We start from the raw sequence: 15364 nt of genomic DNA, 5'->3' as shown, positions 1-15364 counted from the left end.
ACTTCACACTGAATCGGTAGCCTTTTTTTTACTTACGTATCAAGTTGCCAAGCGTAGCCGCAACAGATAGACCAGACCTACAAGGTCTTTTGATTGTAACCGGCATGGACTACAACATATCAATAAACGCTTGTTCGTTCATAACTTGAATGCCAAGTTCTTCTGCCTTTTTAAGCTTAGACCCTGCAGCATCACCTGCAATAACACAGTGTGTTTTTTTAGAGACGCTACCACTCACCTTGGCCCCCATCGCGAGTAATTTTTCTTTGGCTTCTTCTCTAGACATTTGGCTTAACGTTCCAGTAATTACAAATGTCTTACCTTCTAAAACCTTACTCGACTCATCAACTAACACATCAGGCCAATGAACACCGACCTCGATAAGCTGCTCTATGATTTCATTATTGTGGCTTTGTTCAAAAAACGAAACAATATGGTTTGCGACGATAGGCCCAACATCTTGCACTGCTAGCAGCTCTTCGACGTTGGCTGACCGTATTTTTTCTAACGTACCAAATGCATTAGATAAAGTGCGAGCGGTTGTCTCGCCGACCTCTCGAATACCTAAGGCATAAACAAAGCTAGAGAGTTTAGTCTTTTTAGATTTCTCTAGCGCACCCAGTAGATTGTCAGCAGACTTTTCAGCCATTCTATCCATACTGGCCACTTGATAGCGTGTTAGCTTATACAGATCTGCAACACTTTTTATATAACCCTCATCCACCAATGCCTCAACGAGTTTGTCACCTAAGCCGTCTATGTCCATCGCTTTTCGAGATGCAAAATGTTTAATGGCTTCTTTACGCTGTGCGGCACAAAACAAGCCACCTGAACATCGTGCTACAGCCTCTCCTTCTAGCTGTACTACTTCCGACTCACAGACGGGACACTGCTTTGGGAAGGTTACAGCTTTAGCGTTTTCAGGTCTTTTTTCTTCGACTACTTTAACGACTTTGGGGATAACGTCCCCAGCCCTACGAATAATAACCGTATCACCGACCATTAACCCTAACCGCGCAATTTCATCCATATTATGAAGCGTAGCATTACTGACGGTTACGCCACCGACAAAAACAGGCGCTAGTCTTGCCACAGGGGTTACGGCCCCCGTTCGGCCTACTTGAAACTCAACATCAATAACTCTAGTGAGCTCTTCTTGCGCAGGGAATTTATGAGCTATTGCCCATCGAGGCGCTCGCGAGACAAATCCTAATCGCTGCTGGAGTGCTAAGTTATTTACTTTGAATACAACACCATCTATTTCATAAGGTAAGGTATTTCTCTTCTCGCCGATAGATTGATAATAGTCGAGACAGCCTTCAATATCTTCAACCACTTTCATTTCTGAGTTAATTCTAAAACCCCACTGATTTAAGCAGTACAAAGAATCGCTGTGTGTATCCCTCAAAGCCCCACCTTCGACGATGCCAACTGAATAACAGCACATTTCAAGGTTTCGGCTTGCGGTTACTTTTGGGTCTAGCTGCCTCAAACTGCCCGCTGCTGCGTTTCTTGGGTTTACAAAAGGTTTATTTCCCATTCGCTCAGCATCTTTATTAAGCGCCTCAAAGGAGGATTTTGGCATATAAATCTCCCCCCTAACCTCCAGGCGTTCAGGGTACCCACTGCCCAATAGTTTTAGTGGGATAGAGTTAATAGTACGAACATTTTGTGTAATATCTTCACCCGTTTCGCCATCCCCTCGAGTAGCACCCTGCACTAACTGACCGTTTTCATAAAGCAGGCTAACGGCGATGCCATCTAATTTTGGTTCACAAGCGTATTCAATAGCGCCACCAGCACCTAATCGCTCTACAATTCGGCGGTTAAAATCATGCATATCTTCTTGATTGAAGGCGTTCTCAAGTGACAACATCGGCATCTCATGTGTCACCTGTGAGAACCCTGCTAAAGGTGCTCCGCCTACACGTTGGGTGGGTGACTCAGGAACCACTAATGAAGGGTTTTCGCCCTCAATTGCTTTGAGCTCATTCATTAATCGATCATATTCAGCATCGGGCACCGATGGATCGTCCATTACATAATAACGATAATTGTGCTGCTCTAACTCATTACGTAATGCTTCAACTTTTTGAATGATAGCTTCTGAAACTGGCATTTTTGGGATCTCGTAATACGCGATATGTTATTATTCCCGCAACAATCAACGGCTCTGCAAAAGAGCACCTTTGGGTGGGCGAAAATCTAATTACTTTTTAGGGTTTGAATTCCCAGCTTCGCGAGAATCCCCCCAAAATTGTCGTCAAATATTCATAGTAGGATTATCAACAGACAAATAAAAAGCGAAGCATTTGCTTCGCTTTTTAGCTGATACACGATGACTTAATTACTGTTAATTTAACATCTAGCCGTCAACTGTCTGCGTTCAAAATCACGGATACGCTCACGGCAGTGTTCGAGAGTCTGCGGTGTCATGTCGCTTCTTCTCTCATCTTTCATCTCGCCAGACAAGTTTCTTACAACACATTGAGCTGTCTCAACCATATAGTCAAATGCTCTCATGTTATCGTCAGGTCCAGGTAAACTCATAAAAAAGCAGATACCGGGTGTGGACATTGTCTCTAACTGGTCTTTAGGAAAATAACCCGGCTCTACTGCATTCGCTACACTAAATTGAATAGGGCTATCTGCCGTATTTTCACGTCGATGATAGATAGACATATCACCATGCTCTACCCCACACGCCTTTAAAAGGGTATTTAATTCAGTACCGCTAAACCCTTTCTCAGATCGACTCATCACATTTAAGACGATAACTTCCTGAGCCGGTTGAGGGACTTTCTCTGTTTTAGAAGGTTTGGGCTTTGCTTTTGACAGCTTGGCTTTTGATGCAGACGCTTTTAGACCTTCGCCAAAAGTCATCTTAGATTTGAGTTTGTCTTCCTGACTATTAAGTCGACCAGTAGACGACACGGTTTTTGCTGCTCGTATCTCACTACTATCTACCGATATTTTATCATTCGCACGAGACTCATCCCCGTTTACGCCAGAGCCAGTACTGCCGTTTGGGTTTCGAGCAACCACTCTGACTGAAGATAGATTGTCATCGTCAAAATCGTTATTTCCCACTGCACCGGTATCTATAGACGGCTCTTTACGTATATTTATATCAATTCGAGTATCTGTAGTTTCGCTACGAAGTGAATCAGTATTAAAACCACAGCTCTCAACTGTTTCATCTGCTCGGTTGAAATCTGAACTTTCACTACCTACGGGTCTAGCCCCCCCGTTTGGGAGTTCTGGGTTAAAGCCTTCATCCAAGGGTGTGTTTTGTATTTCGCCACCCATTCCGAGTGAAATCTCCATTGAGTCACGTCTGGCACGTCTCATCCGACGAATACCGTCTATTACGATACCAACAATAACCACGCCACCCAATACAACTAACCATTCTCGTAAATTCATATCCATTGTCTTACTTATAACCATGTCGATGTTTGTAGATTCGACTAATATCAGGCTCTAGCACCGTTTAGCTGCACCATTACCGTTTATTCTTACAAACATGTTAAAAAAGATCTCGATAAGCGAGATTAACAAAAAATTACCATTCAATGCCAATTGTAACGGTAGGAAGCACAATTCTGAATAGTAATTGCCAATATACTAGTGATTTTTTTAAATATTAACAGCCATTACACCGTTCTTATTGCTATCAAACACCGGATATCACACTTACATTCGCTAAATTGATAACTCAATCATACCGCAGCAAGTTTAGCAGCTGCTTCTACATCAACAGACACAAGCCTTGATACACCGGGTTCATGCATCGTAACACCCATTAACTGATCAGCCATTTCCATCGCGATTTTATTATGGGTGATATAAATAAACTGCACTTTACTAGACATATCTTTCACCATATTCGCGTAACGAGCCACGTTTGCATCATCTAGCGGAGCATCTACTTCATCTAGCATGCAAAACGGTGCGGGGTTTAATTGAAAAATAGAGAATATTAACGCAATAGCGGTTAATGCTTTTTCGCCACCTGAAAGAAGATGGATGGTTGAGTTTTTCTTACCTGGAGGGCGCGCCATAATCGAAACGCCTGTTTCTAACAGGTCGTCCCCTGTGAGCGCAAGATAAGCACTACCACCACCAAAGACCTTAGGGAACAACTCCTGGAGCCCGTTATTGACTTTATCGTAAGTCTCTTTAAACCTTGCTCGGGTTTCACGGTCAATTTTACGGATAGCAGACTCAAGTGTTTCTAGCGCCTCTCTTAATTCTGCATCTTGGGCGTCTAGATAGGTTTTACGTTCACTTTGAATTTTATATTCATCAATAGCGGCTAGGTTAATCGCACCTAGACGCTGAATACGATTTGCAATTTTTGCTAGCTCATCCTTCCATAACCGCTCTTCGGCATGCTCAGGTAAAATATTCAATACAGCGTCAAGATCAAAGCTATCTTTTTTAAGCTGCTCTTCAACACCTGTACGATGAATCTCAAGCGCTTGAGATTCCATTCGCTCTTGCTCTAACGTTCCCCTTATATCATTGAGTTTTTGTTCAGATTCAATTCGAGATCGCTCTTGATCTCTCATTTGAGCGTCAACACGTTCTAAGGTTTCTCGTGCATTATTAAGCAACGTTTCTTCATTCAGCCTATTTTCAAGTAATTCTTCTAATCTGATTTGAAGCTCTTCTAAAGGGTCAGAGTTTGATTCAGCGCTTTCTAGCAGTAAGCGATGTCGCTCACTAACACGCTCTAACTGCAGTGTGAGCTTATATATGGTGGTTGATAAACCTTCTTTTTGATTTTTTGCCGCTTGTACTTTTAGTTGTAATTGATGCGAGGTATCACGCTGGTGTCGAGCCTGCTGTCGATAGTTATCTAAGGATGCCCGAATATCATCACGCCGCTGCAATTGAATTTCACGCTCGTCAGCATTCTTATCCATATCATCCATGGCCTGCTGCCAAACGATTCTTGACGCTTCGAGTGCCTCCAGTTCTTGCTCTTTCTGAATTGTGAGGTCTGCAAGATCTTCTTTTGTTCTGATCACTCGGGCAAAAAGCTGCTCAAACTTTACTTCAGCTGAGCTTAATTGAGAGGTCAATAATGACTGCGTTTTTTCTGCCTCCGACACTTGCCTTGCCGCCTCTTCAAGCTTTAATTCATTATCTTTTAAGCTCACTCGGTGCTGTTGAAGCTCGCTCTCAAGCGCTGAAATTATTTCACGCTGCTCATCAACGATCACGGTTAATTCATCGATAGCTTTTTGGCGCTGTAACAAACCACTTGCGGCTGAGCCTTGCTTAAATAAGTTAATCCAGTGCCGTCCTATCCACGTACCATCGCGCAATACGATTGATTCATCGGGTAATAACGTCTGTCGAACAGACAAGGCTTCGGTCAAGCTCTCAGCCGTAAAAATTTTATTAAGGATGCCAGAATAAAAACCGCGCCCTTCTACAAATAAAGAAAGACATTTTTTCTCGAAACCACGATCGCCTTTAACGTTTTCGGTAACGTTAGTCGCGTGGATAGACTCAGAATTAGTATCTTCAAACAACGATATTGAGCTAGTCAAATCAGTGGTTTCTACACCTGCCATGGTCTCCAAAGAGGGAACCTTAACCCCTTGAAGAAAGCGCCCTAAGACCACCTCTACAGCAGTATCCCAGCCGCCGCTCACTTTCAGTTGTCGAGCAAGTGTCGCATCTGTATTAATACCTTGCTGCTGAAACCAGCTGATTCGCTCTTGATCATCATCACCAAGAGCGCCTTTTTGAAGCGCTATTTTTGAGGCTAATTCACCGGTATTCTGTTGGTATTTATTGCGATTTTCGGCCAGTATCTGCTCTAGCTGATTAATTGATTCGCGACTCGCTGTAATGATGTCAGACGCGTCTAACCTTAGCTCTCGGGCATCCTCGACTACGATATCTTTTTCTGCAATTTGTTCTTTTAGCTCTTCAAGAATCCCCTGATCACTCTGATCTTCTAGCGTCATCAACTCTTCTTGCAATCGTGTTATTTTATCTCCGATACGCAACAATGACAGTTCACTTTGTTTTATTCTTGACTGCTCTACTTCAGCGCGCTGACGTGCGTCAGACGATAATTGATTAAACTGCTCCCAGTCATGCTGCCAACGCTGCATTTCATCTTCCATGACCGCCAGCCTTTCTGCTGACTCGTCTGACTGCGCGTTACTTTCTTCTAATTCTGGAACAAGCTCTTCATACTCAATCACAATCTCATCGAGACGCAATTGATCGGCATCTAACTCTTCTTTAAGTTCATTAACTGACGACACCACGTCTTGGAGTTCTTTTTGTAACTGTGCTGCTCGCTCTTTTTGGTGCTGAAGGCTTTGCTCAACCCGAGCAATTTCTGCGCCCGACTCGTAATAAAGAGCCTGTACTTTGTTAAACTTTTCGCTAGAATCATGATGCTCGATGCGCAATTGCTCTGATAGTGTATCGTTCGCGGTACGCGCATATAACACTTCTTCTAGCCGAAGCTCTAACCCTTGCACTTGAGTTGATTTTTCACTCAGTTTTCGATCTAGGTCACGCCATTTAAGTGCATTGAGCTGTGCATTTTTAAGCCTTTCTTCTTTCTTTAATTCAGTATACTTTTCTGCGGCCTGAGCTTGTTTGTGTAGGTGTGATAGCTGTCTTTCTAGCTCTTCGCGAATATCGGCAAGGCGGTCTAGGTTTTCTTCCGTCCGCTTCATTCGCCGTTCGGTGTCTTTTCTTCGTTCTTTATATTTTGATATACCTGCGGCTTCTTCTAAAAAAACCCTAAGCTCTTCTGGTTTCGACTCAATGAGTTTAGAGATCATTCCTTGCTCTATGATCGCATAACTTCTGGGCCCTAAACCTGTACCTAAAAACAGGTCAGTAATATCGCGTCGTCGGCATTTTGTACCATTTAAATAGTAAAATGATTGCGCTTCTCGGGTGACTTTTCGTCTGATCGATATCTCATTAAATTGAGCAAACTCTCCGACCAGTTTACCTTCAGTATTATCGAACACTAGTTCAATCGATGCCTGACCAACAGGCTTGCGTCCATTGGAACCATTAAAGATAACATCTGTCATAGATTCGCCCCGCAAGTGTTTTGCTGAACTTTCACCCATGACCCACCTTACCGCATCAATCACATTAGATTTGCCGCAACCATTTGGGCCAACAACAGCAGAGAGATTGGTTGGAAACGACACGGTGGTGGGGTCGACAAATGATTTAAAACCTGCAAGCTTGATCGATTTTAGTCTCATTTATCTACCTTTGAGGATCTTTCTTTCATAAACGGCTATGTTCAATAACGGCACCATTATTGAGTATTTAACGCATTTTTTGACCTAAGAAATAGTCAGGTAAAATAGGCGTTGTGAGTCTCTGTAGTCGCTTTTTTTAGCTCTTGTAGCGCGAGAGACCTTTGAAGCTCACCATACTCGATGACAATACGCTCTATTTCAGCTTGATCTCGTTTTAGTACAGCAGACACTAGGTTATTAAAGAACGCCTTGGTTTTATGGAGCTGCTCTTGTCTTGGTTTCATGGCTAAATAATAAGTTCTACTGACACCAGGCTTAAAGTTCTCAAGCGTTTCTTCAAGATATGAATTATTGACGATAGGATACGTCAGGCTAACTAACTCAAAACCTAATTCTACGATTTCATCAACGGGCTTATCTGGTGATGATGTTAATTTATTAATCGCCTCAATCTTACCTATCATTTCATCCAAGTCGCCTTCTTTCCACAATATTGCAAAGGTTGTCACCAACATTGATAAAAGATTGATATAAATATCATACAGGCAATTAATATGGTGAGCCGATAGCTCAGATACCATCGCGCCCTTTCTAGGAAAGATATTAATTAAATGCCGTCGCTCAAGAATTAATAATGCCTCGCGTACTGATCCTCGACTTACATCAAGATCTTTAGCGACTTTTAATTCTTGAATCCTTTCTTTTGGCTTTAATTCGGCCCTTATTATACGAAGACCTATATGTTGTGCTATCTGTTCGGACAGACTCTCGGGTGCCTGAAATCTCATTAGGGATATTAACCTAGAAACTAAAATTAAGATGATTTTACCACATAGTATTATCACTACGGTGATATAGTTCGCTGATTAGCCGAACAAAAAACATACCACAATAGCGTCATTTTTTTGCCGACCGGCAATAACCGTCCATCCAATAATACCACAACCATCTGTTTTAGATAGATAATACCTTAATGGCATGAATATCGCTTAAACACCCGAAAGTAACGATAACGTGCACTTATAGCAGTAATTTGCCGCTATTCGGGAGTGAGAGAATGACTACATACAAAAAAGCGGACACTATTGACTTTACAAAGGCTCGTCTAGTTTCGACTTATAACGAGCTAACCCAACATTTAAAAGACAGTGATGACATCATTTCCCGTCTAACACGCCGCTTGCAAACGACATTAGACATAAAACATATCATTAATATGTTTGTAGAAGAGGTTGGCAAACTCATTAGTTTTGATCAATTCGAATACAATTGCGAAACCGTCGGCAGTTATATTACGTCTGAGAAACGTGCGGCGCACTCCTGCAATTACAAATTAAAGCTACAAAATGAGAACCTAGGCGAAGTCAGCCTGACACGATCAAAAAAGTTTAAAGAAGAAGAGCTCGCTATTCTTGAGAGATTAATGAGCACCTTGGTCTACCCACTTAAAAATGCACTAATGTATAAACATGCATTAGATGCAGCACTTCAGGACTCTCTAACAAGTTGCGGAAACAAAAGAGCGCTCGATATTGCCTTAACGCGAGAAGCGGAACTATCAAGGCGTCATAACCACCCACTATCCATCATTACAGTCGATATTGATCATTTTAAAAATATCAACGATCAGCATGGCCATGCTGCAGGTGATGGTATATTGAAACAACTGGTAGAGTGTATGATCAACTCTGCTAGAAAAAGCGATTTATGCTTTAGAAGCGGTGGAGAAGAATTTATTGTGCTGCTGAATAAAACAACAGAAGTAGGCGCGCGAATTATTGCTGAACGCTTAAGGCAGTCTGTCAACAAGACTCGATTTGTACATGGCGATAAAATAATACCGCTCACCATCAGCCTTGGCACCGCCACATTTAAAAACAATGAAGATCTAGATTCATTATTAGAAAGATCAGATAAAGCACTCTATGAAGCAAAAAACAGTGGTCGAAACAGGGTCGTGTCTGCAGAATTATCAGGTTCACTTAACAGGATCTCTGACAACAAAGATCAACAGTCGGCCTAATCCAATAGATCTCAGGGGAGTACGTAACGCACTCCCCCGTCCAAATCATCGCAGTGATCAGTCGTTAAATCGAGTCACTCAACCCTAATCTATGTTGAGCTATTTCTTTTTGCGCCCACCTGCCCCTGGCTTACCGCTGCGCCTACCTTCAAATACAGGCTTCGCTTTTTTATTACTTTGTCTTTTTAACTTTTCAATATCTTTTGGCTTCTTCTTAGTAATAGGCTTCGACTTTAAACCGACCATCGCACAAAGGTTATCCGCATCTTTTTGGCCTAACTCTTCAAAATGTCCAACTTTAAGTCTTGACGGCATAAACATACAACCGAATCTTACACGTTTAAGACGGCTAACCGATACGCCTTGGGAAGCCCATAAACGTCTTACTTCACGGTTTCGCCCTTCCATAAGCACGACATGAAACCAATGATTAAGCCCCGTACCACCAGAGTCATGAATATCCGTAAATTTAGCCATTCCATCTTCGAGTAATACACCTTGCTTCAGTCGGGCGATCATCTCGTCATCAACATCACCTTTAATACGCACAGCATATTCACGATCAATCTCGTTAGAGGGATGCATAAGGCGGTTAGCTAACTCACCATCTGTCGTAAACAGTAGCAGGCCCGAGGTATTAATATCTAATCGACCCACAATGATCCAACGTTGGCCTTTAAGTGGTGGCAGTCGATCAAAAACAGTAGGTCTTCCTTCAGGGTCGTTTCTGGTACTCACCTCACCTTCTGGTTTATTGTAAATAAGAATTCTACGGGCAGACATTTCACCCCGATCCATTTTAACCGGCTTGTCATCCAGCGTAATGGTATCAGTGAATACGGCTCTATCACCTAGCTTGGCTGTCTCTCCGTTAAGAGAGATACGACCCGCTTTAATCCAGGCTTCTATTTCTCTTCTGGAGCCTACACCCGCTTGAGCCAATAGTTTTTGTAACCGTTCCCCTGCAAGCGAACTTGAAGAAGTGTTTGTTGATGGGGTGTTCGATGTATCAGACGTCATTTTTAACAACCAAAAAGTTATGTAATATTAGTGAATGGACGAGTCGTCACTATCACTGAATTCTGTTGAACGGGCGGTACTTTCAAAATCGAGAGATTCGTCAGTGCCACCCGAAGACTGCATTTGTTTTTCTATCTCCAAGCCAATCGCTTCGAGATCTCTGATTTCAGAAAGTGGTGGTAATTGGTCAAGCCCCTGAAGATTAAAATAGTCAAGAAATTGCCGGGTTGTTGCATACAGCGCTGGTTTACCGGGTACGTCTTTATGGCCTACAACTCTAACCCAACTGCGTTCCAATAGTGTTTTTATTATATTCGAACTAACAGCAACACCTCGAATATCCTCTATATCACCTCGCGTGATGGGTTGCCGGTAGGCTATTAGCGCTAACGTTTCTAATAAAGCTCGACTATAGCGCTGAGGCCTTTCTTCCCATAGTTTGCTGACCCAAGGAGAAAAATCCTGTTTCACCTGAAATCGATAGCCACTCGCTACCTTAACCAGCTCATACCCTTTATCTTCACAGTCTACAGTAATTTCTTCAAGTGCAACCCTAAGCGCTTGCTTTGTAGGCCGTTCAGACTCATCAAAAAGTTCAGCTAAACGGTCAACTTCTATGGCTTTTCCGACTGATAATAATGCTGCTTCGACGATATTTCTTACTTTGTTACGCGAGGCCTTAGTGCTTCGCGGGGCTTTTTTCTGAACAGACTCTTTAGCAGCGTTACTCATTGCACTCTCGCTTTAAGATGAATAGGCCCAAATGACTCATTCTGAACAAGCTCGACCAACTGTTCTTTAATCAGCTCCATTACTGCTAAAAATGTAACAACAACGCCTAATCGCCCTTCTTCTATATTAAACAGCGTTTCAAAGGCTGTAAATCGGTCCGCTGATAACTGACTTAGCACGTGAGCCATTTTCTCACGCGTTGAAAGCGTTTCTTTTTCTATTTGGTGACTTTCAAACATATCGGATCTTCGTAGTACCTCACTAAACGCGAGCATCAATTCTTGCAATGATAAGTCTGGATGCCTTTTTTGATCATTTAGCGCGGGTGGTGCGACTTCACTAATATACGTATCTCGCCCTACCCGAGGAAGTTCATCTAACTCTTCAGCAGCTTGTTTAAAGCGCTCATACTGCTGTAAGCGCCTAATCAGTTCTGCTCTTGGGTCATCTTCGTCTTCATCACTCCCTTCATGGCGAGGAAGCAACATTCGAGACTTTATCTCAGCTAGCATTGCGGCCATCAGCAGATATTCTGCCGCTAACTCAAACCGCATGGCCTTCATTAAGGCGATGTATTCCATGTATTGCCGCGCAATATTACTGACATTCACATTAAGAATATCCATATTTTGTCGGCGAATTAGATATAACAACAGATCGAGAGGCCCTTCAAATGTTTCTAACATTACCTCCAACGCATCAGGTGGAATATACAGATCTTGCGGTATCTCGGTAATGGGTTTCCCATCAACGAAAGCAAATATCATCTCTTGCTGGATGTGAGGTGTTTCTGTTACGACCTCATTACTTTCATCAACGTTGACTGTCATTTATAACAACCTGTTTTGCTATGGACCCTAGCGATACGATAATCCCATCGCACGTTTAACTTCTTCTAGTGTTGCTTTAGCAGTATCCCGAGCAGTTTCAACACCTTCAGCAATTATTGAGCGAACAAGTTCAGGGTTTTCTTCGTAATGCTGTGCACGCTCATGTATCGGTTTTTGTTCTTCTAGCACCGCATCAATGATCGGCTTTTTACAGTCGATACAACCAATGCCAGCACTACGACAGCCTTCTTGAACCCATGTTTTAACCGAAGTATCTGAATAAACCTCATGCAACTGCCAAACTGGACACTTATCAGGATCACCAGGATCGGTTCGTCTGACACGCTGCGGGTCAGTTTGCATGGTTCTGATTTTTTTCACAACCGTATCTGCTTCTTCCCTAAGACCAATCATATTGCCGTAGGACTTTGACATTTTATTGCCATCTAAACCGGGCATTTTAGCTGAAGGCGTCAATAGAGGTTGCGGCTCAGGAAGTATCACTTTCCCGCCGCCTTCAATGTAACCAAATAAACGTTCTCTATCACCTAGCGTTACATTTTGCTGTTCTCTTACCAATGAGCGTGCTGTTTCAAGGGCGGCTTCATCCCCCTGCTCAAGAAAACGTTTACGCAATGCTCGGTAAACTTTGGCTGTTTTTTTACCCATTTTTTGAATCGCAGCTTCGGCCTGCTCTTCATACCCCATATCTTTACCGTATAAATGATTAAAACGGCGTGCTATATCACGGGTCATTTCAACGTGGGCTATCTGGTCTGCACCTACTGGTACCTGCCCAGCCTGATAGATTAAGATATCAGCACTCTGAAGTAGCGGATATCCTAAAAAACCATAGGTAGCGAGGTCTTTTTCTTTTAAACTTTCTTGCTGGTCTTTGTAGCTTGGCACCCTTTCTAACCACCCAAGGGGGGTCATCATCGATAGTAATAAATGCAGTTCGGCATGCTCTGGTACTTTGGACTGAATAAACAAGGTTGCAGAGCCAGGGTTTATCCCTGCTGCAAGCCAATCGGTCACCATATCCCAGACACTTTGTTCAATAATATAAGGATCTTCATAGTGCGTCGTTAAGGCATGTAAATCGGCTACAAAAAAGAAACATTCAAAATCGTGTTGCAACTCTACCCAATTTTTAAGCACACCATGATAGTGCCCTAGATGAAGTTTACCGGTAGGCCTCATTCCCGATAAAACGCGTTGCTGTGACTCGACGGCACTCAATTATGTATCCTCAAAAAGGTAAAGTTGTATATTAAAAACAATTATAAACTAGAACGACGCTCACTCCACCTGCTTTTCATATAAAGGCGGAAAATCAAATACCCTAAAGAAAAAACCGCCTCACTAAGGAGACGGTTTAATCTACATTTCATCTAAACCCGTAAACAGCCTAGAGGATTGTAACGGTAAACACTACCAGCCAGTAACTTCGGCAAGTGCTTTACCAATATCAGCTAGACTTTTAACGGTTTTAACACCGGCATCTTCAAGCGCTGCAAACTTCTCAGTTGCAGTACCTTTACCGCCTGCGATAATAGCGCCTGCATGTCCCATTCTTTTACCTGCAGGTGCAGTTACACCTGCGATATACGAAACAACTGGCTTTGTAACGTTGTGCTTGATGTATTCTGCCGCTTCTTCTTCTGCAGAGCCACCAATTTCACCAATCATTACGATTGCTTCTGTTTTAGGATCGTTCTGAAACAACTCTAAAATATCAATAAAGCTAGAACCAGGAATAGGGTCACCGCCAATGCCTACACAAGTAGACTGACCATAACCGTAATCAGTAGTTTGTTTAACCGCTTCATACGTTAGCGTTCCTGAGCGAGATACAATACCGACTTTACCCGGTAAATGAATATGCCCTGGCATAATACCAATCTTAGACTCTCCAGGCGTTATAACACCTGGACAGTTAGGCCCAATCAAACGCACACCCAATTCGTCACACTTCACTTTGGCATCAAGCATATCCAGTGTTGGAATACCTTCAGTAATACAAACAATTAGTTTGATGCCACTATTGGCGGCTTCTAAAATAGAATCCTTACAGAAAGGTGCAGGTACATAGATAACAGATGCTTCTGCACCGGTTTGCTCTACTGCTTCTCTAACGGTATTAAAAACAGGTAAACCTAAGTGAGTCTGACCACCTTTACCCGGGGTAACACCGCCGACCATTTGAGTGCCATATTCAATCGCTTGCTCTGAATGAAAAGTACCCTGTGCACCGGTAAAGCCCTGACAGATAACCTTAGTATTCTTGTCGATTAAAACACTCATTATGCTTGGCCCCCTGCTGCCTTAACAACTGAATCTGCGGCATGTTCCAAACTCTCTGCCGCTATAATATTTAGTCCGCTGTCTGCCAGCTTCTTGGTACCCAGTTCAGCATTATTACCTTCAAGTCTTACAACAACAGGCACTTTAACACCCACTTCTTCAACTGCACCGATAACACCATCGGCAATCAAGTCACAGCGAACGATTCCACCAAAGATATTAACCAATACGGCTTTCACGCTATCATCTGACAAAATGATTTTGAACGCTTCTGTAACACGCTCTTTAGTGGCACCACCCCCAACATCAAGGAAGTTAGCCGGTTCGCCGCCACGTAGCTTAACGATATCCATGGTGCCCATCGCAAGACCAGCACCATTAACCATGCAACCAATGTTACCGTCTAATGCTACATAGTTAAGTTCCCACTCTGCCGCTTCAGCTTCACGAGCATCTTCTTGCGAAGGATCTCTCATCTCAACTAGCTTTGGCTGACGGTAAAGTGCATTCGCATCAATATTAATTTTACCGTCGAGACAATGAAGATCACCTTCATCAGTGATAACCAGCGGGTTAATCTCTAGCAATGCCAAATCATAATCATGGAATAACTGAGACAAGCCAAGGAATAACTTAGTAAATTGTTTAACCTGCTTGCTGTTAAGGCCTAGCTGAAACGCTAAATCTCTTGCTTGGTATGGCTGTGCGCCTACCAAGGGGTCGATAATTGCTTGAAGAATCTTTTCAGGCGTTTCTTCTGCTACTTTCTCTATCTCAACACCGCCTTCAGTCGACGCCATAAAGACAACACGACGCGTGCTTCGATCTACTACCGCACCCAAATACAATTCTTGAGCGATGTCAGTACAAGACTCAACCAAAATTTTAGTCACCGGTTGGCCATTAGCATCTGTTTGGTATGTCACCAAATTCTTACCTAACCACTGCTCAGCAAACGCTTTTATTTCTTCTTTTGAGCTAACGAGCTTAACACCACCCGCCTTACCACGGCCACCCGCATGAACCTGTGCCTTCACAACCCATTTATCGCCACCCACTTTGTCAGCAGCTGCAGCAGCTTCTTCGGGGGTATCGCAAGCGTATCCAGTTGATACAGGCAAGCCATACTCGGCGAAAAGTTGCTTTGCCTGATACTCGTGTAGATTCATAGTTTTTTCCGTTTATCC

11 protein-coding genes are annotated in these 15364 nt (G+C 42.9%); 1 reads left to right on the top strand and 10 read right to left on the bottom strand.

Features of this window, described 5'->3' with window-relative positions; genetic code table 11:
• Window positions 1-109: 109 nt before the first annotated feature.
• The 4 genes from ligA to NKI27_RS08475 form a co-directional block, all read right to left on the bottom strand.
• Window positions 110-2119 carry an NAD-dependent DNA ligase LigA gene (gene ligA, locus NKI27_RS08490; protein WP_265049231.1) on the bottom strand — a complete coding sequence of 670 codons (2010 nt, stop codon included), beginning with the start codon at window positions 2117-2119 and terminating at the stop codon, window positions 110-112.
• Between the two features lie 239 nt (window positions 2120-2358).
• Window positions 2359-3426 carry a cell division protein ZipA gene (zipA, locus tag NKI27_RS08485; protein ID WP_265049230.1) on the bottom strand — a complete coding sequence of 356 codons (1068 nt, stop codon included), beginning with the start codon at window positions 3424-3426 and terminating at the stop codon, window positions 2359-2361.
• Window positions 3427-3722: 296 nt separating this feature from the next.
• Window positions 3723-7265, bottom strand: coding sequence for a chromosome segregation protein SMC (gene smc, locus NKI27_RS08480; protein WP_265049229.1), 3543 nt, complete (start codon window positions 7263-7265; stop codon window positions 3723-3725).
• A gap of 95 nt (window positions 7266-7360) precedes the next feature.
• A complete protein-coding gene (locus tag NKI27_RS08475) occupies window positions 7361-8053 on the bottom strand; it encodes a GntR family transcriptional regulator (RefSeq protein WP_265049228.1) in 693 nt (230 codons plus the stop codon).
• 269 nt (window positions 8054-8322) lie between these two features.
• On the opposite strand from NKI27_RS08475, the gene NKI27_RS08470 reads away from it, so the two are divergent.
• Entirely contained in the window at window positions 8323-9288 is a 966-nt protein-coding gene (locus NKI27_RS08470) for a GGDEF domain-containing protein (protein WP_265049227.1), read from the top strand.
• 99 nt (window positions 9289-9387) lie between these two features.
• On the opposite strand, the gene rluB is transcribed toward NKI27_RS08470, so the two are convergent.
• The 6 genes from rluB to sucC all read right to left on the bottom strand — a co-directional run bounded on the left by rluB (window position 9388) and on the right by sucC (window position 15346).
• Window positions 9388-10308: a 23S rRNA pseudouridine(2605) synthase RluB gene (gene rluB / locus NKI27_RS08465; RefSeq protein WP_265049226.1), complete on the bottom strand. Its 921-nt coding sequence runs from the start codon at window positions 10306-10308 to the stop codon at window positions 9388-9390.
• A 27-nt stretch (window positions 10309-10335) separates the two neighbouring features.
• Window positions 10336-11040: an SMC-Scp complex subunit ScpB gene (scpB, locus tag NKI27_RS08460; RefSeq protein WP_265049225.1), complete on the bottom strand. Its 705-nt coding sequence runs from the start codon at window positions 11038-11040 to the stop codon at window positions 10336-10338.
• Window positions 11037-11870: a segregation and condensation protein A gene (locus NKI27_RS08455; RefSeq protein ID WP_265049224.1), complete on the bottom strand. Its 834-nt coding sequence runs from the start codon at window positions 11868-11870 to the stop codon at window positions 11037-11039. The genes scpB and NKI27_RS08455 overlap by 4 nt, the downstream gene beginning before the upstream one ends.
• 27 nt (window positions 11871-11897) lie before the next feature.
• Window positions 11898-13112, bottom strand: coding sequence for a tryptophan--tRNA ligase (locus tag NKI27_RS08450; RefSeq protein WP_265049223.1), 1215 nt, complete (start codon window positions 13110-13112; stop codon window positions 11898-11900).
• A gap of 192 nt (window positions 13113-13304) precedes the next feature.
• Window positions 13305-14177, bottom strand: coding sequence for a succinate--CoA ligase subunit alpha (gene sucD / locus NKI27_RS08445; protein ID WP_265049222.1), 873 nt, complete (start codon window positions 14175-14177; stop codon window positions 13305-13307).
• Complete coding sequence (gene sucC / locus NKI27_RS08440) at window positions 14177-15346, bottom strand: ADP-forming succinate--CoA ligase subunit beta (protein ID WP_265049221.1); 1170 nt, start codon at window positions 15344-15346, stop codon at window positions 14177-14179. Before sucC ends, sucD begins: the two co-directional genes overlap by 1 nt.
• Between the last annotated feature and the right edge of the window lie 18 nt (window positions 15347-15364).

Source organism: Alkalimarinus alittae, from assembly GCF_026016465.1.
Taxonomy (GTDB): Bacteria; Pseudomonadota; Gammaproteobacteria; order Pseudomonadales; family Oleiphilaceae; genus Alkalimarinus; species Alkalimarinus alittae.
This window is presented reverse-complemented; position numbering and strand designations above follow the sequence as displayed.